The 21,837-nt window shown below is 67.1% G+C and carries 26 protein-coding genes and 1 pseudogene; 5 read left to right on the forward strand and 22 right to left on the reverse strand.

Annotated elements, in window-relative coordinates; all coding sequences use genetic code 11:
• Positions 1-10: 10 nt before the first annotated feature.
• From ACWFRJ_RS40105 to ACWFRJ_RS40135, 7 genes are all read right to left on the reverse strand, one after another.
• Positions 11-1,045 carry a radical SAM protein gene (locus ACWFRJ_RS40105; protein WP_453543053.1) on the reverse strand — a complete coding sequence of 345 codons (1,035 nt, stop codon included), beginning with the start codon at positions 1,043-1,045 and terminating at the stop codon, positions 11-13.
• Positions 1,030-1,710, reverse strand: coding sequence for a hypothetical protein (locus ACWFRJ_RS40110; protein ID WP_453543054.1), 681 nt, complete (start codon positions 1,708-1,710; stop codon positions 1,030-1,032). The genes ACWFRJ_RS40105 and ACWFRJ_RS40110 overlap by 16 nt, the downstream gene beginning before the upstream one ends.
• Positions 1,707-2,570 (reverse strand): class I SAM-dependent methyltransferase, encoded by an 864-nt coding sequence (locus ACWFRJ_RS40115; RefSeq protein ID WP_453543057.1) that lies wholly within the window; start codon positions 2,568-2,570, stop codon positions 1,707-1,709. The genes ACWFRJ_RS40110 and ACWFRJ_RS40115 overlap by 4 nt, the downstream gene beginning before the upstream one ends.
• The gene (locus ACWFRJ_RS40120; protein ID WP_453543060.1) at positions 2,540-3,034 is read right to left on the reverse strand and encodes a phosphoribosyltransferase; all 495 of its coding nucleotides are present in this window, start codon (positions 3,032-3,034) and stop codon (positions 2,540-2,542) included. Before ACWFRJ_RS40120 ends, ACWFRJ_RS40115 begins: the two co-directional genes overlap by 31 nt.
• Positions 3,024-3,782: a 7-carboxy-7-deazaguanine synthase QueE gene (locus tag ACWFRJ_RS40125; protein ID WP_453543063.1), complete on the reverse strand. Its 759-nt coding sequence runs from the start codon at positions 3,780-3,782 to the stop codon at positions 3,024-3,026. The genes ACWFRJ_RS40120 and ACWFRJ_RS40125 overlap by 11 nt, the downstream gene beginning before the upstream one ends.
• Positions 3,779-4,183: a 6-pyruvoyl trahydropterin synthase family protein gene (locus ACWFRJ_RS40130; protein ID WP_453543066.1), complete on the reverse strand. Its 405-nt coding sequence runs from the start codon at positions 4,181-4,183 to the stop codon at positions 3,779-3,781. Before ACWFRJ_RS40130 ends, ACWFRJ_RS40125 begins: the two co-directional genes overlap by 4 nt.
• A gap of 274 nt (positions 4,184-4,457) precedes the next feature.
• Positions 4,458-5,255 (reverse strand): TauD/TfdA family dioxygenase, encoded by a 798-nt coding sequence (locus ACWFRJ_RS40135; protein WP_453543069.1) that lies wholly within the window; start codon positions 5,253-5,255, stop codon positions 4,458-4,460.
• 168 nt (positions 5,256-5,423) lie between these two features.
• On the opposite strand from ACWFRJ_RS40135, the gene ACWFRJ_RS40140 reads away from it, so the two are divergent.
• Both ACWFRJ_RS40140 and ACWFRJ_RS40145 read left to right on the forward strand, forming a co-directional pair.
• The gene (locus ACWFRJ_RS40140) at positions 5,424-5,885 is read left to right on the forward strand and encodes an NUDIX hydrolase (protein ID WP_453543072.1); all 462 of its coding nucleotides are present in this window, start codon (positions 5,424-5,426) and stop codon (positions 5,883-5,885) included.
• A gap of 330 nt (positions 5,886-6,215) precedes the next feature.
• Positions 6,216-7,070 carry a hypothetical protein gene (locus ACWFRJ_RS40145; protein ID WP_453543075.1) on the forward strand — a complete coding sequence of 285 codons (855 nt, stop codon included), beginning with the start codon at positions 6,216-6,218 and terminating at the stop codon, positions 7,068-7,070.
• Between the two features lie 59 nt (positions 7,071-7,129).
• On the opposite strand, the gene ACWFRJ_RS40150 is transcribed toward ACWFRJ_RS40145, so the two are convergent.
• The 12 genes and pseudogenes from ACWFRJ_RS40150 to ACWFRJ_RS40205 all read right to left on the reverse strand — a co-directional run bounded on the left by ACWFRJ_RS40150 (position 7,130) and on the right by ACWFRJ_RS40205 (position 15,394).
• Positions 7,130-7,333, reverse strand: coding sequence for a DUF5999 family protein (locus ACWFRJ_RS40150; protein ID WP_453543078.1), 204 nt, complete (start codon positions 7,331-7,333; stop codon positions 7,130-7,132).
• 100 nt (positions 7,334-7,433) lie between these two features.
• Positions 7,434-7,991 carry a hypothetical protein gene (locus ACWFRJ_RS40155; protein WP_453543081.1) on the reverse strand — a complete coding sequence of 186 codons (558 nt, stop codon included), beginning with the start codon at positions 7,989-7,991 and terminating at the stop codon, positions 7,434-7,436.
• A gap of 92 nt (positions 7,992-8,083) precedes the next feature.
• A complete protein-coding gene (locus ACWFRJ_RS40160) occupies positions 8,084-8,563 on the reverse strand; it encodes a helix-turn-helix transcriptional regulator (RefSeq protein WP_453543084.1) in 480 nt (159 codons plus the stop codon).
• A 95-nt stretch (positions 8,564-8,658) separates the two neighbouring features.
• Complete coding sequence (locus ACWFRJ_RS40165; RefSeq protein WP_453543087.1) at positions 8,659-9,930, reverse strand: acyl-CoA dehydrogenase family protein; 1,272 nt, start codon at positions 9,928-9,930, stop codon at positions 8,659-8,661.
• Between the two features lie 87 nt (positions 9,931-10,017).
• Positions 10,018-10,659 carry a GAF domain-containing protein gene (locus tag ACWFRJ_RS40170; protein ID WP_453543090.1) on the reverse strand — a complete coding sequence of 214 codons (642 nt, stop codon included), beginning with the start codon at positions 10,657-10,659 and terminating at the stop codon, positions 10,018-10,020.
• Positions 10,659-11,246 carry a GTP-binding protein gene (locus ACWFRJ_RS40175; protein WP_453543093.1) on the reverse strand — a complete coding sequence of 196 codons (588 nt, stop codon included), beginning with the start codon at positions 11,244-11,246 and terminating at the stop codon, positions 10,659-10,661. The genes ACWFRJ_RS40170 and ACWFRJ_RS40175 overlap by 1 nt, the downstream gene beginning before the upstream one ends.
• Positions 11,247-11,298: 52 nt before the next feature.
• Positions 11,299-11,712: a DUF742 domain-containing protein gene (locus tag ACWFRJ_RS40180; RefSeq protein ID WP_453543096.1), complete on the reverse strand. Its 414-nt coding sequence runs from the start codon at positions 11,710-11,712 to the stop codon at positions 11,299-11,301.
• Positions 11,709-12,221, reverse strand: a complete 513-nt coding sequence (locus ACWFRJ_RS40185) for a roadblock/LC7 domain-containing protein (RefSeq protein ID WP_453543099.1) — start codon at positions 12,219-12,221, stop codon at positions 11,709-11,711. The genes ACWFRJ_RS40180 and ACWFRJ_RS40185 overlap by 4 nt, the downstream gene beginning before the upstream one ends.
• Before the next feature lie 78 nt (positions 12,222-12,299).
• Complete coding sequence (locus ACWFRJ_RS40190; RefSeq protein WP_453543102.1) at positions 12,300-13,820, reverse strand: sensor histidine kinase; 1,521 nt, start codon at positions 13,818-13,820, stop codon at positions 12,300-12,302.
• A 230-nt stretch (positions 13,821-14,050) separates the two neighbouring features.
• Positions 14,051-14,425, reverse strand: coding sequence for a DUF6415 family natural product biosynthesis protein (locus ACWFRJ_RS40195; RefSeq protein WP_453543105.1), 375 nt, complete (start codon positions 14,423-14,425; stop codon positions 14,051-14,053).
• Between the two features lie 298 nt (positions 14,426-14,723).
• Positions 14,724-14,903 (reverse strand): annotated as a pseudogene (locus ACWFRJ_RS40200) (DUF5999 family protein); the annotation flags it as partial.
• 44 nt (positions 14,904-14,947) lie between these two features.
• Entirely contained in the window at positions 14,948-15,394 is a 447-nt protein-coding gene (locus tag ACWFRJ_RS40205) for an ATP-binding protein (protein WP_453543142.1), read from the reverse strand.
• A 173-nt stretch (positions 15,395-15,567) separates the two neighbouring features.
• Between ACWFRJ_RS40205 and ACWFRJ_RS40210 the strand changes: the two genes are divergently transcribed.
• Positions 15,568-16,971, forward strand: a complete 1,404-nt coding sequence (locus tag ACWFRJ_RS40210) for a helix-turn-helix domain-containing protein (protein ID WP_453543108.1) — start codon at positions 15,568-15,570, stop codon at positions 16,969-16,971.
• Positions 16,968-17,849 carry an aminoglycoside phosphotransferase family protein gene (locus ACWFRJ_RS40215; RefSeq protein WP_453543110.1) on the forward strand — a complete coding sequence of 294 codons (882 nt, stop codon included), beginning with the start codon at positions 16,968-16,970 and terminating at the stop codon, positions 17,847-17,849. Before ACWFRJ_RS40210 ends, ACWFRJ_RS40215 begins: the two co-directional genes overlap by 4 nt.
• Positions 17,850-17,946: 97 nt before the next feature.
• Here the strand turns inward: ACWFRJ_RS40215 and ACWFRJ_RS40220 are convergent, their stop codons facing one another.
• From ACWFRJ_RS40220 to ACWFRJ_RS40230, 3 genes are read right to left on the reverse strand one after another with little or no spacing between them, the layout of a single operon-like run.
• Positions 17,947-18,948 carry an IS481 family transposase gene (locus ACWFRJ_RS40220; protein WP_453543113.1) on the reverse strand — a complete coding sequence of 334 codons (1,002 nt, stop codon included), beginning with the start codon at positions 18,946-18,948 and terminating at the stop codon, positions 17,947-17,949.
• Complete coding sequence (locus tag ACWFRJ_RS40225) at positions 18,945-19,454, reverse strand: hypothetical protein (protein WP_453543116.1); 510 nt, start codon at positions 19,452-19,454, stop codon at positions 18,945-18,947. Before ACWFRJ_RS40225 ends, ACWFRJ_RS40220 begins: the two co-directional genes overlap by 4 nt.
• A gap of 22 nt (positions 19,455-19,476) precedes the next feature.
• Positions 19,477-20,547: a DNA polymerase III subunit beta family protein gene (locus ACWFRJ_RS40230; protein ID WP_453543119.1), complete on the reverse strand. Its 1,071-nt coding sequence runs from the start codon at positions 20,545-20,547 to the stop codon at positions 19,477-19,479.
• Between the two features lie 781 nt (positions 20,548-21,328).
• On the opposite strand from ACWFRJ_RS40230, the gene ACWFRJ_RS40235 reads away from it, so the two are divergent.
• On the forward strand, positions 21,329-21,496 hold the full coding sequence (locus ACWFRJ_RS40235) for a helix-turn-helix domain-containing protein (RefSeq protein ID WP_453543122.1): 168 nt from the start codon (positions 21,329-21,331) through the stop codon (positions 21,494-21,496).
• Positions 21,497-21,837: the final 341 nt, after the last annotated feature.

Consider the following 21,837-nt stretch of genomic DNA (forward strand, 5'->3'; position numbering starts at 1 on the left):
GTGGCGCGAGTCATGGACGCCTCCCGGCGAGAAGGGTGGAGAAGCCGGTCAACGGCCACATGGGCAGGCAGTCGGCCGAGAAGAGGACGCAATCGGCGCAGCTGCCGTCGTGGTCGAAGAGGGCAGCTGCACTGTGGTCCTTGATGGAGCGGCGCCGCTCCACGGGGGTGGCGGCGATCTTGAGGCCGGAGGGGCAGTCCCATACGGACCCGTCCGGTTCGATGAAATGCAGCCGTGTCCCGCCGAAGCAGCTCACTACGTGGCGGCGGGAGCCAGGCGTGATGGCGGTGAGGAACTGGCCGGGATAGGTGGTGTCCGGCAAGCCCACGGGCCGATTGCGCCACAGCCGGTCCAGCTCGGCGCCGACCGCTTCGATGTCCTGCTCCCGCAGGCTCAACTCCTCATACAGGGGGTGCTCGGCATCGAGGTGAAGGGGCTGAGGGACGAAGTAGTCCAGTCCGAGGTCGCCGGCCAGGCTCGGCACGGTGTTGATCGAGGCGATGTTGTGCCGTCCGATCACCGCGTACAGCCCGATGCGGGGCCGTGTTCCGCTACCCTTGGCGCGCCACTCGCTCAGGTTCCGCACACCGGCAAGCACGTCATCGAAGCCATCCTTGCCGTTGCGAGCAGGGCGGTAGCGGTCATTGATACCAGCGCTGTCGCCGTCCAGAGACACCGACACGGCGTCCACGCCGAGCTCAACGATCCTGCGGGCGATGTCGTCGCGGGCCAGGGGGATGCCGTTGGTGCACAGCACGACCTCGATGCCACTGTTCTTGATCGCTTCGACGATCTCGAGGACCGGCGGCCACAGGAGAGGCTCGCCGCCGGCAAGGAACACGCGGCGCACCGGAGAGTCGGCGAGGGTGGCGGTGAAGCGGACGATGTCTGCCAGGGACACGTCGTTGCGCGACAGGTGAGAGAGCTGCCCGGCCTGCACCACGGGCTGCTCGCGGTGTTCTTCGATGGTCCCGAAATAGCAGTAGGTGCAGCCCAGATTGCACGGACTGCGCAGGGCCCACAGAAGGTCTACGTCGCGGAGCATCCGCTCACCTCCCGCTGCGCGAAAAGGGCATCGCTGATGGTCTTCTCCATCAGATCGAGCGAGTCCGCCTCATTGAGCCCCCACCGGTTGATGACCTTGATCCGGCCGGGCTCCTTCATGGCCCGGTACCGGTACAGGCGCATCGCGCAGTCCGACAGGGCCCTGTCCGCCGGGTACAGCGGGTCCCCGGTGCGCAGCGCGTAACGCTGCGCACATTCGGCCGGGTCGTCCACGAGCAGCAACGTGAGGTCCGGCAGCGGGCGCATGGCGGTGGCGGCGGCATAGATGCGGTCCATCTCGCGGTGCAGTGCGGCATCCGGGGCACCGGTCCCGGCGATGATCGCCGCCTGGTAGGCCGCCACGGTGTCCACACCCCGATCCTCCAGGACCACCGGCGGATGCGGGCCGGTGATGCTGAACTGCTCCCAAACCCGGGTCTTGAGTGCCATCAGCATCAGGGTGCGGGCCAGCGGGGCATCGCCGCGCAGAAAGGGATCCTTGCCGGCGGCGAGCACATCGACCAGCGTCGGGGCCAGGTCATCGCCGTGCAGGTCGCTGAGCTCTTCGGCCAGTGCGCAGTCCGGCCCCAGGCGCCTTGCCAGCCGCCGGGCCAGGTGGCTCTTGCCAACGCCGTTGGGGCCCTCCAGGCTGACCCAGAACGTCATGACCGCCTCCGGCACACGTAGAGGATCTCCTGTGCGGCCTCCGGGACCGCGGCCGCGGCGAGCGGATCGAGGAAGGCTTGCGGGACGACGCCAGTCAGGCGCTCGAAAAGCTCGGCCGCGCCCTGGCCGAAGCGCCCGGCCAGGGCAGCCGCCACCCGCTCGGGCTCGGTGGGCAGCAGACCGATGGCGTCGACGACTTCGAGCCCCGCCGCGTTGAGTTCCGGCTCAAGCTCCTCACGGTTCCACTCGTACACATGCACGCGGTACTGCAAGGGGCGGGGCGCCGGGCCGGGCGATTCGGGCGTGGACAGATACAGCCGCCCGCCGTCGGCCAGCCCCTCAGCCATCTGCCGGAGACACAACACTCCGCGCTCGCGGGGCAGATGCTCGAACGCACTCGTGTTGATCATGACATCGGCCTTGGGGACGCTCTGCGGCCAGGGCGCGGACGCGTCCGCCTCCACCCAGCTGATCTTGAAGGGGCTGCCCTGGTAGTGCTCGTTGAGCCGCCCGGTCATGGCCTGAGCCTGGGTGATGTTGTCCCCGGCGATGTCCAGCCCCGTGTAGGAGGCGATGGACGGGGCGGTCTTGTAGAGCATCGGCAACTGCAGGCCACGACCACAGCACACATCGACCACGTGAGCGCCCGGAGTACAGCGCTCCGCGATGTACTGGTGCTGCAGGAAGTTCATGATTCCCGACGGCTTCGCGTACCCGTTGAACAGCGCGGTGTAGAAGTCGTCCATCTGGTTGATGCTGTACGGCCCGATCATCGGGGTGCCCGGCCGGGTCGTGTACTGCTCGGGCCGCGTCTTGGCGGCCGGCGTGGTCAGTGGGTCTCCCACGGGAAGATCACCCATCCTTCGCAGTTTAGCGCGATGTAGTCGATGACGGTGTCCGGGGTGGACGCGGTCTGCCAGTTCGCGAGGTTCACGCTCACCACGGCTGTCCTCAGTCGCCCCGGAGCGAGCCCGGTGATCATGCGGCGGGTGTGCTCCAAGGTCGCCCCGCTCCCGGCGATGTCGTCGACCAGGAGCACGTCGTGCCCGGCAAGGTCGCCGAGCGAGGCAGGGTTGCGATAGGCGGGCGCGCCGGTCTTCGCCGCGTTGATCGCGTCGCTGGCGGTGTGCGTGACCTCCACGGTCCGCACATCGCGCACCGTGAGCCGGTGGGCAAGCTGGATCGCGGGGATCATGCCGCCGCGCATGATGCCGACGATGGTCTGCGGCGCCCCCTCCGCGGCGATGCGCTCGGCGAGCTGCCCGGTGTAGCGGTCGAGGTCCGGCCAGGACAGGACGGCACCGAGCTGGAGATCAGCGGCCACGCTCGTCTCCCCACATCAGGATGTGCAGGCGCGGGCTGACCGCCCAGCCACGGGGAATGGCGAGATCGGCAAGGGCGCGCATGCCACCGAGGATGGTGTCCTTGTCAGTACCTTCAGGCAACAGCCACACCGGGTCGAGCCCGTGGGCTCCGACGACCTCCTCGACCTCCGGCAGATCCAGCGCCGGGTCGGTGATGACGAACTTGAAGATTGCCTTGCCGGACGCCTTGAAGCCGGTGAGGGCGCTCGAAGAGAGGCGCTTGCTGTGCCGCACGCCCGAACCGCTGAGCTTGGGCGAGACATTGAACTGGGCGGTGATCTCGCTCAGTTCGGGCGTCGGCGCGATCGTTCCGTTGGTCTCAAACTCGACCAGGTAGCCCGCCGCACACAGCTGGGTGACCAGAGGTATCAGTGCGCGCTGCTGGAGCAGTGGCTCGCCACCGGTGATGACCACCCGGGGGGCCTGGTGACGGGCCACTTCCGAGACGACCTTGTCGATGGAAGTGGCGTTCAGTTCCATGGCCGGGTCTATGCCGGGTTCGTCCCACTTCCAGGTGTGCGGGGTGTCGCACGACCACCGCGCGCCCTGACCGACGCCGCAGTCGAGGTTGCAGCCGCCGAGGCGGACGAACACGGCGCACTGTCCGGCCGAGGGCCCTTCCCCCTGCAGGGACGCGAACATCTCGTTGACGGCCAGCTCCCCGGCTGATGCCGCCTGTTGGAGAATCTTCGCCGCGACCGCGCTCATCGAGTCGCCTCCAGCGCCGACGGCACCGTGAAGGTGGCGGAGCAGGTGTCGTTCTCGTGGACGGTCACGGACAGCAGATGCCCGCTCGTCTTGGGCTGGATCTGCTCGGTGTACCAGTCCGCCACGTGTTCGGCCAGGTGCTCGACGGTGGCGTCCCGGCCAGAGGGAAAGAGCACGGCGAGGGAGTCCAGACGGGACCAGGACTTGAGGTAGCTCTCGACTGGTTCGAGGTCATTGAAGTCGACAACGAAACCGGGGCGCACCAGCTGGTCAGCACCGATGGCGAGTTCCACGTACAGGTTGTGCCCGTGCATATTGCGGCACGGATGGCCGTCCGGCAGGCCGACGATGGCGTGCATCACGCTGATCGGGCCGATCTTCTTTGTGACCGTATAGCGCATAAGGCTTCCTTCCGACTGCACTGATGCATCGAGTGGGGATAGGGAGGCCGCCGGGAAGCGGACAGTTGAGGGCAGGCCGCATGCTCCGCAAGGAGCGCCGCCGGGCGCGGGGCCACGGCGCCGCCTCCTCCACCGGGTGTGGTTTCGGGTTCTCCGCGCACGGGGGCTCCGGTTCTCATGCGAGGAAGAAACGGCACGAATGCTCATGCGGCTACTCCGCTGAGGCTTGCGAAAGTTCGGCGCGGTGGTGCTGAAGGTGGGGCTCGCCGGCGGACTAGGGGGTTGTCGAGGCCGTGGCTCGCCGGAGTCGGATCGGCTGGGCCTTGGGGGTGAAGCCGTGCGGAACGCTGAAGTGGGGCTCGCCCAGAGCGCGCCAGCACACTCGGTCGCCTGTGAAGGCGGTTCGCGCATGTAGCCATCGCCGGTTGTCCAAGAGGTATCCCTGGCCTGCCGTCAGCGGAAGGCGGAGCTGGTGTCGGCAGATGACGGAGCGGAGTCGAGACACGTAGGGCTGCACGGTCGGGTTGAACTGGGCTAGTCGGTCCAGCCGTAGACGGATGGATACGTCACCTTCAGGGTGATTTGTGAAGATCTCGGCAAGGTGTCCGTCGCCGGCGCCGAAGTACGCCGTGCGGGGCGTGGAGAGCGCTACTCCAGCCTCGTAGGAGTGTTGGAAGATCTCGGTGTGCACCTCGCGCCCATCGGCGAGCAGGGACTCCCCTCCCGCCGTTGCCTTCTGCCTGCAGACCAGGAGCATCAGGCGAGGCGGTACGGGAATTCCGGAGCGTTCGGTGTGGGGCGCCAACTCGCCCGAGCCGAAGCCTGCGAATCCGGGCCGCGCGGCTAGCTGGTCCGTGTTGCGGATGGTGGTCAGTCCATCGGATTCGCTATCCCGGTGAGGGATAATCTCCATGATCCGCGAAGCGAAGGACAGCACCGCTGTACGCGAGGCAAGGCCCGTAACGGTCACAAGTCCCCGCTCACGGAGTTGGCCGGCGATCTTGTCCTGCGCGTCGGGAGATGCGACGTCCACGAGATGGCGCGCGAACGGGTCAGCTGAGGAACGGCGCATCGCAGGGCTCCTTTGTGGCGGGTCGGTGTATCCACTGTCAGGAAGGGCGGGAGGCTCGGTAAAGCGACAGATTGTCGACCACGGCAAAGCGGCTATACCGCACCGTTGTTGCGCGCTGCGTGCTACGTTCCGGATAGCTGGCCTGTCCCCTGTACTTCGAGGAGCGGGATGCCCTACTCCCCGCCGCTCTGGCCGGTCTCGGTCAAAGGCGTTGCCGTTGACACACGTGGCCGTGTGCTGCTGCTGAAGAATGAACGGCAGGAGTGGGAACTGCCGGGCGGACGGCTGGAGATCGGAAACACCTCGACCCAGCAGGCTCCTGACCTCAGCTGCGAGGCCGCATTGGAGCGGGAGGTCCACGAAGAAACCGGCTGGAAGGTTACCGCCGAGCGCCTCCTGGACACCTGGGTGTATGAACCCATTCCAGGCCGCCGCGTGCTGATCGTTACGTACGGCTGCGCCGTCCTGACACCAGAACGCCAACCGGTAGTGAGCCACGAGCACAAAGAGGTCGGCCTCTTTACTGAGGCCGAAGTGCCCGGCCTGGTGATGCCGGACGGGTACAAGCGATCCATCGCTACCCAGTACGCGCAGCTCGCCCTCGCCGCGGGCGACCGCAAGGAGCCGTAACCGGCCATGGCCAGCGGGGATGGAAACGCGGCAGGGCATCTGAGGCCGACTTCTCGGCACGCGTTGTGGAGGTGGGCCACTCCTCAAGCCGAGGCGGCATTGGACAGTCGCGACCTGGGCGTCATCCTGCGCTTCTACCGAGCCATTCACGGACTCAACCAGACTCAACTCGGCTAGCTGATCGGGTATGACAAGACCTACGTTTCTCTGTTCGAGCTGGGCAAGCGGCGTTTGGACGACTTGGAATCGCGGCGCCGTGTCGCCGAACGTCTGCAGATCCCTCCGCACATCCTGGGAGTCACAGACCCGGCAGACACGGATCACCGCGCAATGCTGCAGTTCGGCGAGAGCGCCGTCCGGCTTGCCGAGATAGCCCGCCAGTCCGGACACGCCTCCGAAGCCGTCGCCGAGCTGTGGCCCCTGGTGGCCCGCCTCGAAGCTCGCGCGGCTGACGGCCACACCGAGCGAGAAGCCCTGCGCCTGCTCGCCCAAGCACGCGTCGGTCTTGGCGTGGCACTTGGGAACGTCCTGCCCGAGGAACGTCTGCACATCGCAGCCCGATGGACCGCTAAAGGTCTCGACATCGCCCGGCACTTCGACGACGTCGCCTTCGCCTCGTACGCCCTGCGTATGCACGGCAATGAGTTGCGAAAGGCCAACCTGCGCGGCGCGGCCGTCGAGCGGCTCCACCGTGCAGAAGCACTCGCTCATAGCAGCGCCGCTCGCGCGGCCGTACTCCCTCTGCTGGCACGTGCCGCCGGTGAGTTGGGCGACACCGCTCTGTTCGATTCCGTGATGCGCGAGACCGACACACTCTTGGACCAGGCCGAGCACACTTCGCTGTTCAACCCGTTCGCCTTGTATGAGATCCGCTTGCGCGGCCTCATTGCCACCGGCCGACCGGACATCGCCATACGCCTCGTCGAGGCCAGCCCGCTGCCCGCAACTACGGCCGCTCCGCAGTGGCGTGTGATTGAAGCAGTGACGGTGGGCCACGTTCAGCTGCTGGCCGGTGATCACGTTGGAGCAGCGCAATCCCTTGGTATTGCGATCCAGGAATCTGCTCGTCAACGTCTGCCGCATCAACTTCAGCGGGTCATCCGTACCGCCGGGCGCCGGCTGCCGGACGTCCGGGGCGAAGCCGAACAGGCGCTGGACCGAATCCGAGATGAGATGGCTGCCTGATGATCGATGGCGGGTCAGCCGTGGCGTCTTGGCGAGCACCTTCATCGCCTGTAGCTCATTCATGTCGACGTCGCCTGCAACAGGTGCAGCCCGCGGTGCGGGGCGATATTGCTGCCGTCCGGGAGTAGCTTTCCCTTGTCCTCGAAGCGCAGGACGCCGTTGCACAGCAGGCTCCACCCTTGCTCGGGGTGAAGCGCTGACACCTGCGCAGCGTCGCGGTCAGAGTTGTCGGCGGTGGGACAGGGTGGGGAGTGCGGGCACATGGCAGACCTCGTGGGTGGGCGGCTGTATCGGTGGGAGACGGCGCGGCTGAATCGCAGCTCGGCCCGGCGAGTCGGACTGCCGAGCGTGGGCGCTGGCCCGTCACGCGGCACTCCGGCGTCCGTCCTTGGCAGGGTGCGGCTCGCGGACGCTGTAGCCGACGAGCGCGTCCAGCTCGGGCCGGTGCACGGCTGCGATTTCGAGGCGGACAACTCGCTGCCAGTTCTGTTCGGTTCCTGGGTCGGGCAGGTTCCACCCCATGTCGGTGAGGTGGTTCAGGACGGGGGCGGGGGGATCGGTGTCGAGTCGGGGGCGGGCGTGGGCCTCGGCCCGGACGTGCGGCAGGTCGAGGCGGGCGGCGAAGTCCGAGGCCCAAAGGCTGATCAGCCGGAGCGCGTCGTCGGAGCTATGGGGCAGGGTGTGGACGTGCCCGAGGAAGAGGCACGGGCCATCGCCCCAGCTCAGGGCGGGCTCGCGTTCCAGGAGCATGCAGGCGAGTAGAAGCCCGTCCTCGAACAGCCCGGCCGGCTCCGCCGCTGGGGCACGAAAGAGGGCTGGGACAGCGGCTTGGGCGGGCGCAGGCAGACCGTGCAGGCTGAGCCAGCGCTGCCAGCCCTGGACGAATGCGACGGCTTTGGCTCGTTCGGCGTCCGTGTGCATCGAGCGCACCTCGTATGTCGCCGGTATCGCTGCAGTGCGCTGGAGCAGGGGAGCGGGGTCTGGTCCGGCGGATGCGGAAGGGGATGTTGTGCTCACTGGCTCGCCCCGCTGTGCACTGTGCTGGTCGGCCCGGCGCCCAACAGGCCCCATGTATGTGCAAGGACGACGAGCTGGGTGGTGTCGGTCGTCCCTGTCTTGGCCAGCAGCTTGTTGATTGCGGATCGGAGGTCGGCGGGGGCGATCTCGGCGGCCAGCGCGATGTCGCGGGGTCTGCTGTGCTCGGCGACTGCCCGCAGCAGCCTCTTCTGTTCCGGGATGAGCTCTGGTACTGGCCTATTCGTCGGGGGAAGCTCGACCTCTTTGCCGGTGCACAGGCAATGCATGAGGACCGGCATCGTGCACCGGGGTGGGCAGTTCAGGGTCGTTCGGATGTTGCCGATGTACTGGCGAACCGTGCCGATCGTCACCCCTGTCCCGGCGGCGATGTTGCGGGGAGTGAGCCCGTCCACAAGGTGCTGGGCGACGCGCTGCTGGGCTGGTGGGAGGGACGTGGTCTGAGTAGTGGTGGTCATGTCGGGCTTTCACGTTGAAGGTGAAGTTGGCAATCAGCCGAGCCGCTGAGCACCGCTCGCGGCAGGGGCCTGTGATGCGGACCGTGCGCGGCAGCTCATGCGGCGGTGGGGTCGGGGCGTGCCCAGCTGGTCTTGGCGGCGAGGCGTTCGGACCACTGGATTTGGTCATCGTCGAGGGCGGCGTCGGCGAGGCATAGGCGCTGGACTTCGCCGGTTCCGGCGGGTGGGTAGGTGTGCTGGATGTCGCGCCACAGGCGCTGAATGACGTAGTCGCGGTCCAGTGCCTGGGCGCCATGCAGCTCCATGGCGTCCTGGGCTGATTTCAAGGCCCACCGGTGGCCCAGGTACTTCGCGTTGATCAGGTCGGTGTCGCAGGACAGGCCCTGGTCGAGGAGGTGCACGGACTGGTAGGCCAGGATGCGTGCGGCGCGCAGGCGGGCCTCCATATCACCGATGCGGTCCCGCAGGACCGGCAGATCAGACAGGACGCCCCGGTAGCGGGGGCGTGTTTTGAGGCGTGCCGTCGTGGTGGCCACAACCGCTTCGTGGATGCCGAGGCTGACCGCTGCCAGGTTGGGCCGGCCGTAGAGGATGCTGCTGCTCTGGGCCACGCTCAGCCCTTGCCCGATCTCTCCGACCACGTTGCCTGCGGGGACGCGGACGTGGTCGAGGTCGAGGCGGCCGGCGGAGAAGCCGTGCAGGCCCAGGCCGGGACGGTGGTCGGAGACGGAGAGCCCGGGGCGGTCGGATTCGACCAGGAACGCGGTCAGTGCCTGGGAGGTCCGCACGCCGGGCTCGGAGGTCCGGGCGAGGACGAGGTGGGCACCCGCGAGATGGCTGTTGCCGATATGGGCCTTGCTGCCGTTGATCACCCATTGATCGCCGGTCCGCTCGGCGGTGGTTTCGATGCCGCCGAAGTGCCCGCCGGCCCGTGGTTCGGTCACGGCGATCGACAAGAGCAGCGAACCGTCCGCCACCCTCGGCAGCCAGCGGCTCTTCTGCTCGGACGTGGCGAAGTGCAACAAGGCACCGACGGGGATCAGGGTGGCCTGCAGGATGGCCGCGACAGCCGGTGAGACGTACCCGATGCGGTGAACGAGGATCGTCTTGGCCACATGGCTGGCGCCCAGGCCGCCGAAGGCGGACGGAACGGTGACGGCGAACCACCGCTTGGCGGCCATCAGATCAGCGATCTTGCGCTCCACCCTGCCCGGAGCTGCCTCCATCCGTGCGGCGCGCGGCGCGACGTGCTCGGCCGCGAAGACGTCCGCCTCGTCCCACAGCAGTTCGTGCCGGGCCAAGTCCGCGTCGGTAGTGCCGAGGTAGGGACGCAGCGCCGGCGGCGGCGTGGCGGATGTGGTGGGCATGGTCGTCTCCCTCTCCCTGGGTGAAGGTCACACGGTGGAGCGGCCGGGGATTCGCCTGCGGCTTCCGGGCGTGGTGGCGGAACGCGCTTAGCGGACGGGCATGCGGGTGATCATGTCCATGGTCTGGGCGCCGGCGCTGATGGTGATGTCTCTGATCCGTCGGGCCTGGCTCAGGGGCCGCCTCTCGGGGTCGATGACGCCCACCGTGCCCAGCAAGATGCCGCTCTCATGGATGAGCGGTGCGCCGAAGTAGGAACGGATCCCGACCGCGTCGATCACGTGGTTGCCGCTGAAGCGCGGGCTGGCGTGTACGTCGTGCAGCGGGAGGGCCTTCTTGCGGGCCATGACGTCCGGGCACCAGCCGTGGTCGCGGCTCATGGCGCGGCCGATGATGACGTACCCGCTGTCCGCGGGCGGCTGGTGCAGTCCGACGAAGGTCTGCTCTTCCAGGAAGAGATTGACGAACCCGTACAGGAATCCGGCCTTGTCGGCCATATCGGTGGCGAGGGCGTCGAATTCCTGGCTCGCAGTGGTGGGCACGCCCAGGCGTTCAAGCAGCTCATAACGCTGTGCCAGTTCGATCGCCTCCGGGGCCGGGGAGCCGGTGACGACGGCGCCGACCGGGACGGACGACCCGTGGACGGTGTCTTGCTGGCCGCGTCGCGGCAAGGACAGCGTGGGCGAGGCGGCCTGCGGGACGAGGTAGGAGTCGTTGGGCGGATATGACATCAGGCGTCCTGGAGAGTGGTGGGAGACGTGGGGCGATAAGAATCTGCCGGTGCGCTCTTCACGGCGTGTCCGACAAGGGCCAACAGGACGCTGGCGACGTGATTCGGATCGCGGGCATCGCAGACGACCACCGGTACACCGACGGGGAGTTGCAGGGCAGTGCGGACCTGCTCGGGGTGATAGCGGTGGGCTCCGTCGAACTGGTTTACAGCGACGACGAAGGGCAGACCGATGTCCTCGAAGAAGCTGACAGGGGTGAAGCTGCTGTCCAGACGGCGGGTGTCGACCAGGACGACCGCACCGACCGCTCCGCGGGAGAGGTCGTACCAGAGATCGACGAACCGGTCCTGGCCGGGCGTGCCGAACAAGAACAGTTCCAGCGGCACGGGCGCGTCGGGCAGGCTGAGGCGGCCGAAGTCGAAGGCGACCGTGGTGGTCTGCTTGGCCTCGACGCCCGCCAGACTGTCCACCTCCGTGCTCGCCTCCGTCAGGTACTCCTCCGTGCTCAGCGGCGTGATCTCGCTGACCGCGCCCACGGCGGTGGTCTTGCCGGCACCGAAGCCACCGGCGATCACGATCTTCAGCACGGTCGGTGCGCCGGTATGCGGGTGCGACGGAGTCCGCAGCACTACCGGCGGGTCATCCGGCCTGGGAGTAGGCGATGGCATCGGGCCACTTCCTTTTCAGGCCCGCAGAGAGGGCCGCCAGCAGTTGCGGGGAGGGACGTGCTTCCGCGTCCGTGTCGGATTCGGCATAGGCGGCGGTGACGGGGACGATCAGGGCGTCGGCGTCCAGAAGGTCTGAGACGAGGATCTTGACGGTGGTGGCGGGACGGCCGAGCCGTCCCGCCAGCTCGGTCACCGAACGCCGGTGCTCGCGGCACAGGGCGAGGATCTCTTCGCATTCCTCGGCCTGGCCTGGGCCTGGCCGTCCGAGTCCGGCGTCCAGCACGGTCTCCAGGCCGAGCAGGTGCCGCGGTCGGGTGCGCCCGCGCGTCAGCGTGTAGGTCCGCACGAACGCCGCGTCCTCGCTCGCGCCGCCGTGTGTGCTCACCGGGCTTCATCGCCGGTGCCGACGCGGACGGGGATCTGCATGTAGGGGGCGAATTTCTGGACGAGGCGCCCCGTCTCGAATCCCACCAGGCCGGCGTCGGCGTCCGTGGTGGCGATGACGCCGAGGACCGTGTCTACCACACCGCGTTCGTTGCCGGGATGGCCTTCGAAGGCCGCGCTGCGACCGGCGCTCTGGACGAAGAACAGGCAGTCGTCCCGCTCGATGACGACCTGCCTGGCTGGTCGCTTCTGGTGGCTGGGGCCGGTCGTGCCCGACGCGAGGGAGGCCACTCCGCTGAAGGATGCCGAGAGTTCGTCCGCCCAGTCCTTGTCGACGTCGCTGTCCAGCAGCCGCAGCCCGTCCCGTGACAGCAGGATGGCGTGGGTGACGCCCGGAACGTCGGCCGCGAACTGCCGCAGCAGCCAGGCCATGTCCTTTCGCTGAACGCTCGCTGTCGTCTCGGACGCGGGCGCGGCACCGGTCATGTCGTTCATCTCAGGGGTGCTCATAGGAATCGCTCCAGAAGGGGGAAGGGCCAGCGGATGCATCCGGGCCACCGGGAACGCGGGGGAAGTGGGGGGCGAGCTTCACGGGCTGGGCTGCTCTCCCGAATCGGGGGGCGAACCGACGGCCCCGCTGGCCTGGATGCCGTTACGGAAGGCGGCTGCGATCCCTGGTGTCGCCGCGGTCGCAGGAGCTTGCTCCCGCTCACGTGGGGGAGGGGACGAACCGACCTGACGCGTACGCCGGGGAAGGGCGGGCGCATCCGCAGGGTGCTCCGGTTCTCCGGCTCCCGGGGCGCCCACGGCGGTCGGGCGAGTGACCTGGCCTGCCTGTGGGGCGGCTGGCGCCACAGCCACCTGCCGCGCCGACTGCGCGGAGGGACGCCTTTCCCGGCGGTCGGCGCTCGTGTCGCCAACGGGAGGAATCGCTACAAGGAGCCGCGCCGGAATGACGACCAGGGCAGTGGTGCCTCCCGTCACGTTCTCCTGCAGGAGAACGGACAGCCCATGCGACTGGGCGATCTTCGCGGCGACCAGCAGGCCCAGTTGTCCCGCTCGCACCTGGCCGCTGACGTCGACGTCGTCAGGGGCCTTGAGTAGACGGTTCATTTGCGCGCGCGCCTGCGGATGCATGGCGATGGCTCGGTCCTCGACTTCGACCGCTAGCCCGTTCGAGACCCGCTGCGCTCGCACAGTCACCCGTGTCGCCGGATCGGAGCACTCGCAGGCGTTCTCGATCAGCTCGGCCAACAGGTGAGTCAGGTCCGGACCCACATGTCCCGGAAGACCCAGCTCAGCACCCACGGAACCGGCCGCGACCACCACACGCGGATACTGCACCACCTCGGAAATTGCACCGCGCAGCGCGGTCGTGACGGGCACCGGCCGGCGCACGTTACGTAGGGACTGTCCGCCCAGCACCGCTGTGCTCTCGACCTGACGGCGCATCCGCGTCACGAGGTGATCGATCTCGAAGATCTGCGACAGCAGTTCCGGGTCGTCGGTCAGCATCTCCAGCTGACTCAATGCCCCCAGCGCCTTGCCGACCAAGGCGTGCTCTCGCATGGCCAGGCGGCGCAGCACTTCCAGGAGAACGACGGACTGGGACTCGTCGTGCACGCGTATCAGCGACGCGACGGCCTGCACGTGGAGTGCAGCCAGAACCGTTTCGATCTCTGCGCTCGCGCTGGCCGACGGTGGCGCCTGCCCGTCGGGCAGTGGCGGTCGTGCGCCTCGGCAGAGCTCGTCCGCCGACCACTGCAGAGACTTCTCGATGGCCGCCGCGCCCCCTGTGACCGCTGTCAGCTCCGTTGTCCGGGCTTCCTCCGCGGCTGTCTGCACGGCCTCGGCGGCCGTGCGTGCCCCACGGGCTGCCACCAGCGCGATGCCGATCAGCCCGCACGCCAGTATGACCCCGGTCCAACCGGGAGCCACCGCGGACATCGACCAGACGAAGACAACAGCACCTGCCAACGCCGCAAGCAGCAACAGGGGCAGTGCTACGGCACGGCGGACACAGCGCAGCGTGAAGGCGTCGATCCGTGGGGGCCGCCTTCTGCGGTGGCCGGAGGCGGCCGGCCGTGTCGGGAGCGCGCTGTCAGACATGGGAATCCTCGTCGGTGGGGGAGGGCGGTAAGCGTGCAGTGGTGTGCGGCCGTTGTCGGTCTTCTGCGGTCTGCGTGATGGCGAACGGGGCGCAGGAACCCCGATCGCACCCCTGTGGGGAGTCCCTGCCCTGCCGAGCGGCGGGATCGGTTGCTCGATCACCGCGGAGAACCAGCCACGCCATGGGGCCGAGAAGCAGAGCGATCAGAACTGCCCCGGTGGCGGTCATGTCATGCCCGGGGCACGGACGCGGCCAGGATCAGGCAGGCGAAGGCAACAGCGAAGACGGAGCCGCGGAGCACGTTGATTCGCGGCTTCCACCAACGCCGTCCGCGCGTCGGCATCGCGGGTGTAACGCCGTGGGCTTGCACGGCAGCGATGAGTTCCTGGGTTGCCTCGGCCAGCTTGACCAGATGCACCCTGCTGGGCACGTAGCCGTCGGGGACCCCCGCCGAAGAGAGCTGCTGCGCGTCGCGCAGCGCGGACGCTCCTGGCGGCACCAAGCCTTCGAGTTGACTGATGTGATCGCCAAGGCGCTGTGCGAGCTCCTCCACGTCGGCCGCGCTCTCCGGCAGCGGCGACTCCTCGTCCAGTACGAGCGCCACCGTCTCTGCTGCGGCTGCAGACCGATCCCGCTCCGAGCCAGGCCCGGCGCCGATACCGCTTTGCCTTCTAGGGGCAACGCGCTGACGGGCGTCTCGACCGGAAGACAGCGACAGCCACATGACGCAACTCCTCTTACATCAGGCCAATTGAGTTTGGCTGCGATTGGTGCGACGCCTGGTGCTGGGCTCATCCGGGTCCTCCCAGGTGGGCGGTGCAGGGGAAAGCGGCACCGTGACGGGGCATCCGATCCGACACCGGCGGCGGAGAGGTACAGCCCCGCCCATCAGCGCACGCCTGCGCCAGGAAGGGACGAGACGGCGGGATGATCGTTCCGCTGCGTGGCAGTTCACCGGTGTCGAAGAACAGAACCTTGTTGCACAGCAAGCTCCGGCCTTGCTCCGGGTGGTGCGCGATAGTCCGCGCGGCCTCCCGGTCGGAGGCGTCGGCCGTGGGACACGGCGGGAAGTGCCGGCACATGGTGCTGGTCCTTTCAGATCTCGCACGAGGCACGGAAGTTAGAGCTACGCGGAGCACAGGAGCGTGACCCAAACGTCCTTGCCGTACGCAGTGGACGAGCAGCCGTATCCGTCGCTGAGCTCCTTGATCAGCACTAGACCGCGACCGCCTTCGTTGCTGTCGCTCGCGCAGACGGGGGCCGGAAGCCGGGGATGCGGGTCACTTACACACAGGAAGACGCCGTCAGGAGTACGGGTGAGGACGGCCTTTACGTGGACCGAGGACTCACCCTCCTTGCGGGCATGCTGGAAGGCGTTCGTTAACAGCTCGGACGCAGTGAGAGTGACCCGCGACTCAAGTTCGGCCAGACCCCACAGACGTAGGCACGCACTGACGAGGTCACGCACGCCCGAGACGGCCGCGGCTGTCAGAACGACGTCGACTTCGCACGTTCCGGAGCGCGTCCGGATCGCTGCGCTTGCGCCGTCCACGACAGGTTGTTGATTGCCCATCAGGTCTGACTTCACGGGGAGTCCCTCGTTCGACGAAATCTCTCCAACCGGCGCCAGATGCGGTGTGTACTGGGGTGGCGGCCGTCAGCAACCATTGAGTCAGGCCGACAGGAACGTGTGCAGATCCTGATTCGGAAACCTCGACCTTCCGTTTCGCGAGCGAGGGACAGCCCATGCCAAGACCCGAGAAGCAGTTGACTCCGGATGCGTCTCCGCGCGACTGGTTCGGCCACGAACTGCGGACCTGGCGTAAGAAGCGAGCCCCCCTCACGCACGCCGAGTTAGGTGCGAAGGTGCAGGTCAGCGGCTCTCTTATTGAGAAGATCGAGAAGGGGACTGCCGCCTGCTCAAAGGACTTGGCTGAGCGCCTGGACGAGGTACTGGAGACCAGCGAAGTCCTCACCAGGGCGTGGGGGATGGTGTTCGGGCAAACGGAAAAACCCCACCCCGAAACGGAAAGTGCAACCCCCGGTGGGGTGGAGGCGTCGGTTCAGGTCCGTGAAGGCCGCATCCTGGGCAGAGGTAGTACAACATCTCCAAGTGGGAGCCCTGCCCCTGTGGACCGTCGTGCCTTCCTCGCCACGAGCGGCCTTGCCGCCATTGCACCCATAGACCTCGCCCGCCTCGTCACCCCGACCGCCCCCCGGGAGATCCCGACCCAGATCCGCCCGCGCGAAATCGGGCAGTTGAAGTCGCTGGCCGATGTCATCCACCGCCAGGACAACGAGTACGGAGGCGGCGGCGCGGTACGAGAACTCGCCCGAGGCGCCATCATGTGGGGCGCCTCCCTGCTGCCGGTGCCCTGCCCCGAGCCGCTGCGCCCTGATCTCCTTGCTTCCGTGGCCCGATTGGGGATCGTCGTCGGCGCTTCGCAATTCGACGCGTACGCTCACGACGATGCCCGAGTCAGCTTCCGGCTAGCCGCCGAATGCGCGGAAGAAGCCGGAGAGTGGCATCTCCGCGCCAAGACGTACTCGTTCATGGCAAGGCACGAGATTTGGGTTGGCGACCCGGACACGGGCCTCACGCATGCAGAGAAGGGGCTGGTGCGTGCCGACCGACTTACCGCCACCGAGCGCGCCATGTTGCATACCGCCCGGGCCCGCGCCTTCGGCAAGATGCGCGACGTGGCCAACACCCTGCGCGCGGTCGGAGAAGCCGATGCCGCGTTCGAACAGTCCGACGTGGCACAGGATCCGCCGTGGATGGCGTACTACGACTACGCCCAGCACCACGGCGACACCGCACACGCACTGTTCGATCTCGCTGTCCACACGGATGAGGACCCGGGGCAAGCGGCCCGTCGCTTTGAGATCGCGGTAAAGGGCCACGGCAATGCCTTCGCCCGCTCGCGTGCCATTTCCGAGACGAAGCTCGCTTCTCTAATCATGGCCAAGGGCGACGATCCGCGACACGCGGTCGTGCTCGGCCATCGAGCACTGGACGACGTCGGCAAGCTGACCTCGTGCCGGGCCGCGGACGACCTGCGGGAACTCGCCCGGTTCGCGGGCCGGTACCGGAAGCTCGCCGAGGCCGGCGACCTGCGCGAGCGCATTGCGGCTACGGTGCATGCGTGACCGCTTCAACCACGCCTATCCGAGATGTACTTCAGGCGGCGTGCCTCGCTGCCGGCCTCGACGCGACCGACGCCGAGCCGATACGGCTCGCCGAGAACGCCATATGGCGTCTTCCCGGGGGAGTGGTGGTGCGTATCGCCCGGCCTGGCCAGTCCGCAGCCGCGGCCCGCGAGGTTCAGGTCGCCCGCTGGCTGACAGCCCAGGGTGTGCCCTCCGTACGCGCCCTCGACCTGCGACAGCCGGTAACGGCCACCGGGCACCCGGTGACTTTCTGGGAGGAGCTGCCGCCACACCAGATCGGGACCGTCACCGACGTCGTTGCGCTCCTCAAGCAGTTGCACGCACTGCCGAAACCAGACCTGCGGCTCGGTGAAGTGGATCCGTTCGTCCGACTGGTCGAGCGTATCGACGCAGCGAGCACGCTTTCTGAGGGGGACCGGCAATGGCTGTACGGCCGACTCAAGGAACTAAAGGGTCGGTGGGCATCCAGGCCGAAGGGCTTGCCGGAGTGCGTAGTCCACGGGGATGCATGGGTCGGCAACGTGGCGCGCACGAAGGCTGGCCCGTTGTTGATGGACTTCGAGCGCGCCTCGTTCGGCCCGCCGGAGTGGGACCTCGTGTCGACCGCGGTGAAGCTCACCACGACCGGCGCAGTGTCTCCTGAGGAGTATGCCGCCTTCTGCGAGACCTACGGCGCTGACGTCACAGAGTGGGAAGGGTATGAACTCTTGGCTGGTGCACGCGAGTTGCGGATGGCGACGTACGCCGCTCAGCACGCCTCCACACGCCCGGAGTGGCAGCGCGAGGCGCAGTACCGCATCGACTGCCTGCGCGGCCGGGCCGGGGAGCCTCCGTGGGGATGGAAGGGGATCGTGTAGTCAGCGGACCGGGCCAGTGAGCAGACGCAGACGAGGCATTCGCCCACGGTAGAAATGAAAAACATCAGGTCAGACGGTGCTACTGCTCGGCTGCGACCTAGTTGTAGGAGGCCAGGACGTTGGTGACGCCGTCTGGCAGTCGTGCTGCCGGTGGTTGGCTTCCGATCGCGGTATGGGGTCGGTGGTAGTTGTAGTGGACAATCCAGCGTCCTAGGAGTTGGGAGCGTTGGGCTTCCGATGTCCACGTCCGGGCGTAGAGGAACTCCTCGGCCAGGATGCGGTTGTATCGCTCGACCTTGCCGTTGTGCCGTGGAGTGTAGGGGGCGATGCGCTGGTGTCTGGCGCCGAGAAGGGCTCGGGAGAAGCTCTCGGCTCGGTAGCAGGCGCCGTTGTCTGTCACGATCCGCTCGATGCGCGTGATCCCATGTGCTGCGAGCCAGGCCCGGGCACGATGGAGGAAGGCAATCGCTGTGGCGGCCTTCTCATCGGGCAGTGCTTCGCTGTAGGCGAGCCGGCTGTACCCGTCGACAGCCGAGTGTAGATAGACGTAGCCACCGCGCTCGGTTTTCTTCTTCCGCCGGTCCACGGTTTTCGCCTGGTCGCTGCCGCGTCCGTGCACGCGCCAGCCTCCGCCGTCGGGGATGCGGCCCACTTTCTTCACATCGACGTGAATCATATGGCCGGGTCGTCGGGCGTGGATTCTCCGTGGCTGTCGGTTGGCTTCACCGTCGGGGTCGATGAATCGGCGTCGGTTGAGGCCGATCTCGGCCAGGTGCCTGTTCACGGTCCTCCGGCCGATCGGCGTTCCGGTCTGGGACAGCTCGAAGGCGATTCTGGCTGCGGACCACTTGTGGGTGCGGCGCAGTTCTTCTATGAGGTCGAGGACCGTGGATGGTGTCGCAGTGGGCTGGTGGTGCGGTGTGGAAGATCGGTCCTCCAACCCGAGGTCGCCGTGGCGCCGGTATCGGTTGACCCACTTTGATGCACACGCCCGGGAAATCCCCATCTCGGCTGCGACGTGGGCGATGGGCCTCGTGCGACACCGTTCGATGAGACGGCGTCGCCCCTCCACGGTCAGGGGCGCGTTCCTGTGCGTCACGCAGGAGAACCGGGCGCAGAGGCTCGCCGTGTGCGGTCCTGCCCGGCGATGGCCTCGGCGACCTCCTGGATGGCGCCGCGAAGAAGGTCACCGTAGGGATTCTGAGGAAGGATGGGGGCGTGCGTTTTGGCCGCGTTGATGTGCTCGGTGGCGGCTTCGAAGGAGCCGAGTCGGCGGTAGTTGTCGGCGAGGTTGAGGTGCAGGGAGGGGTAGAAGCCCGCGATGTGGAGGCTGGCGTCGTGTGCCTGGGCGCGCTGCTCGGTCACGGCGTCAGCGGCGTCTAGGGCGCGGATGTCCCAGGCGAGGGCATGGGCGGGATCTTGGTAGAGATCTGCCAGGTAGTGAGCGAGGGAGCAGCGGTGCAACGGGTCGCCGGTGACACCGATCGTGGACCATATGTCCAGCAGTTTCTGGCGGGCGGACACGCTGTCACCGGCTTGGCCCTCGGCGACTGCCTGTCCGATGGCTTCCATGGTCGGGTCGGGGCTGGCGGGTGCGGTGGTCATGAGCTGTTCCTCTTCATCTATCTCAGGCGGAGTGGTCGGGCTTGACAGGCATGGCCAAGGTGGTGAGATCGCCGCGGTCGGCGGAGCGGATCGTGACGGGCTGGTCGTGTCCCCGTAGGTCGAGCATTACGTCAGGGCCGATCGCGGTGCTCACTGCGGGATAGAGCGTGGTCAGCTCGAACCAGATCTGGAGGGACAGGCCCGTCGCGGTAGCCGGAAGTGGGACCTTTGGGTGCTCGTCGTCCACTGACACGACGTTCACTTCGTGGTCGGCAAAGTGCAGAGCGATGCGCTCGCCGGGGTGTTCTTCCAGAGCTCGCAGGAGCAGATCCTTCGAGACCGTCGCGCGGGTGGTGACCTCGCCCAGCGACGCGAGCATCAGCCGATAGTCGGGGAACTCCTCTGGCAGCAACCGACAGTGCCGGTCCTCCCGGTCGGCCACGCGGAACCAGATCCCGTTCGAGACCGCTTCCAGCCGCACCAGCGGACTGCGGCGGCTACCGGCGACCGAGGCCCGCAGCTCGTCGCCGTCGACCGTGCCGGCCCACGTCTGCCCCGGTGGTTCAGCTGGCACCAGGGTTCGAGTGGAGAGCCGGTACCGGTCCGTCGCAGTCAGGGTGACTGCCTCCTGACGTGCCTCGATGCGGAGGCCGGCGAGTGCTGGCATCCCGGGGTCATGCGCGGTCGCGGTCAGTACCTGCTCGACCGCATCCGCCAGCACAGGCCCCTTCATCACCGCGATGAGAAGACCTGGCACGTTGCCGAACGCAGACTTGATGACAGCAGCCTTCTGCTGCACGGCCGCTGCATCCCCAACGACCCTTGCGACATGCTCATCGAGTAGCCGGGATGCTTCGTCAGCCCCGGAACCGAGCACCGCCTCGACAGCAGCCAGGGGCATGGCGAGCTCGCGAAGCTGACGCAGCGCGGTCGCCCGCGCCACCTGGTCGGCGCTGTAGTAGCGGTAGCCCAAGACCGGGTCGACCTCAGCAGGGGGCAGCAGCCCGGAGTCGCCATAGAACCGCAACGCGCTGGAGGTCAAACCACTGCGTTGGGCGAAGGCCCCGATCGGCATCAGCTCATCATTTGGCACCACGTCATCATGGAGCTTCAACCAACTCGAAGGTCAACACCAGCGAGCAGCGACACCAACCTCATGGCCAGCAACACCTAGTTCCCGAAACGGCTCGGAACGACGCGTCGCGCGGGTTGCCCGGCTGACGTGGCCCCTACTTGGGAGGCCCGCCTGTATGAATACGCAATACGATCTGCCCGCTTTACTTCACCGGCGGTTTTTGTCCTCGGTGGACTGCATGCTTGGGTTGGCCAAACGGCGGGTGACTGCCTTGCGGTTTCCACCGGGCTCTGCGTCTGTGCGGCCAGCCTTTTCGGTGAAGATCTCTTGCAGCGAGGGTACCGCGGTGCTCGTGTCGTCCTCGCGTACGTTGCACGGTATCTAGGTGCCCAACCCGGCACGTGGCCCGGCCCTCGGGATTTCCGAGCGCCGCGCCTCGGCGAATCTCGACCGGCTTACGAACACGGGCTGCTAGCGGTCGCGTCGGACAGCGCCCCCCGGAGGTTTGTGCTCGTACCCGCTCCCTCTCGCCGACGGCAAGGCCGAGCAGACGTCGGGTACGTGATGCGGCGCGCAACATAGCCGACGATCGCCGGTTAGCCAAACCGGCGATCGTCGCGACCATTGAGGTGTTCGCATTCGGCTGCGCTTGGCGGCGGAGTAGTGGCGGACGCAGGCACCGTAGGGGTCGGTCCGTGCTGCGTGATTGGAGGGCGAGAGAGCTTTGCTTCATCTGTCTGATAGTCGCTGGCGCGGACGGCTATAAGGCGACGTATCGGGAGTCTCTGTGGAGCGATTCATGAGTGTAAGAGAGACGGCGGAGTATATAAATATGTCCACCTCTTGGGTTTACAAGAGTGGGCGGAGGTTGGGTCTGGTGCCCTATCGATTTGGCCTTGGCAGGAATGCGAAGCTGCAATTCAAAGAGTCTGAGGTGAGGGCGTGGATGTGGCAGCGTAGGGGGTGATGTGGTGATACGCGGCAGCCCATTGAGCGGGGTGATCGCGACGGCACAGAGGTCCGGGGTAGTCGACTAAGAGGTATTGTCACTTTGGCAACAAGAACCCTCGCCCGCGGGATGGGGTCCTTCTTTAAGGATTGCGAGCATGCGCAGGAGCGGTGGTCCAAATGTATTCATCATTACAAGATTAGATATAGGGCGGGCGGTGGGCGGCAAACCCAAGAGTCAGGGTATGCGACCCAAGAGAGCGCCATCACGCGTTTGACGGATATCTACAACGCGAAGAGGGCTGCTCCCGGCCGTGCGAGTAGGGCGGTTCGTGTTGCGAAGTATGGGGCGATGAGGTT

Source organism: Streptomyces sp. NPDC055239, from assembly GCF_053606205.1.

Coding starts and splice junctions, on each gene's coding strand:
- ACWFRJ_RS40105 (WP_453543053.1), bottom strand. CDS start 1,045: ATGCTCCGCGACGTAGACCTTCTGTGGGCCCTGCGCAGTCCGTGCAAT.
- ACWFRJ_RS40110 (WP_453543054.1), bottom strand. CDS start 1,710: ATGACGTTCTGGGTCAGCCTGGAGGGCCCCAACGGCGTTGGCAAGAGC.
- ACWFRJ_RS40115 (WP_453543057.1), bottom strand. CDS start 2,570: ATGGGTGATCTTCCCGTGGGAGACCCACTGACCACGCCGGCCGCCAAG.
- ACWFRJ_RS40125 (WP_453543063.1), bottom strand. CDS start 3,782: ATGAGCGCGGTCGCGGCGAAGATTCTCCAACAGGCGGCATCAGCCGGG.
- ACWFRJ_RS40130 (WP_453543066.1), bottom strand. CDS start 4,183: ATGCGCTATACGGTCACAAAGAAGATCGGCCCGATCAGCGTGATGCAC.
- ACWFRJ_RS40135 (WP_453543069.1), bottom strand. CDS start 5,255: ATGCGCCGTTCCTCAGCTGACCCGTTCGCGCGCCATCTCGTGGACGTC.
- ACWFRJ_RS40140 (WP_453543072.1), top strand. CDS start 5,424: ATGCCCTACTCCCCGCCGCTCTGGCCGGTCTCGGTCAAAGGCGTTGCC.
- ACWFRJ_RS40145 (WP_453543075.1), top strand. CDS start 6,216: ATGCTGCAGTTCGGCGAGAGCGCCGTCCGGCTTGCCGAGATAGCCCGC.
- ACWFRJ_RS40150 (WP_453543078.1), bottom strand. CDS start 7,333: ATGTGCCCGCACTCCCCACCCTGTCCCACCGCCGACAACTCTGACCGC.
- ACWFRJ_RS40155 (WP_453543081.1), bottom strand. CDS start 7,991: ATGCACACGGACGCCGAACGAGCCAAAGCCGTCGCATTCGTCCAGGGC.
- ACWFRJ_RS40160 (WP_453543084.1), bottom strand. CDS start 8,563: ATGACCACCACTACTCAGACCACGTCCCTCCCACCAGCCCAGCAGCGC.
- ACWFRJ_RS40165 (WP_453543087.1), bottom strand. CDS start 9,930: ATGCCCACCACATCCGCCACGCCGCCGCCGGCGCTGCGTCCCTACCTC.
- ACWFRJ_RS40170 (WP_453543090.1), bottom strand. CDS start 10,659: ATGTCATATCCGCCCAACGACTCCTACCTCGTCCCGCAGGCCGCCTCG.
- ACWFRJ_RS40185 (WP_453543099.1), bottom strand. CDS start 12,221: ATGAGCACCCCTGAGATGAACGACATGACCGGTGCCGCGCCCGCGTCC.
- ACWFRJ_RS40190 (WP_453543102.1), bottom strand. CDS start 13,820: ATGTCTGACAGCGCGCTCCCGACACGGCCGGCCGCCTCCGGCCACCGC.
- ACWFRJ_RS40205 (WP_453543142.1), bottom strand. CDS start 15,394: ATGGGCAATCAACAACCTGTCGTGGACGGCGCAAGCGCAGCGATCCGG.
- ACWFRJ_RS40210 (WP_453543108.1), top strand. CDS start 15,568: ATGCCAAGACCCGAGAAGCAGTTGACTCCGGATGCGTCTCCGCGCGAC.
- ACWFRJ_RS40225 (WP_453543116.1), bottom strand. CDS start 19,454: ATGACCACCGCACCCGCCAGCCCCGACCCGACCATGGAAGCCATCGGA.
- ACWFRJ_RS40235 (WP_453543122.1), top strand. CDS start 21,329: ATGAGTGTAAGAGAGACGGCGGAGTATATAAATATGTCCACCTCTTGG.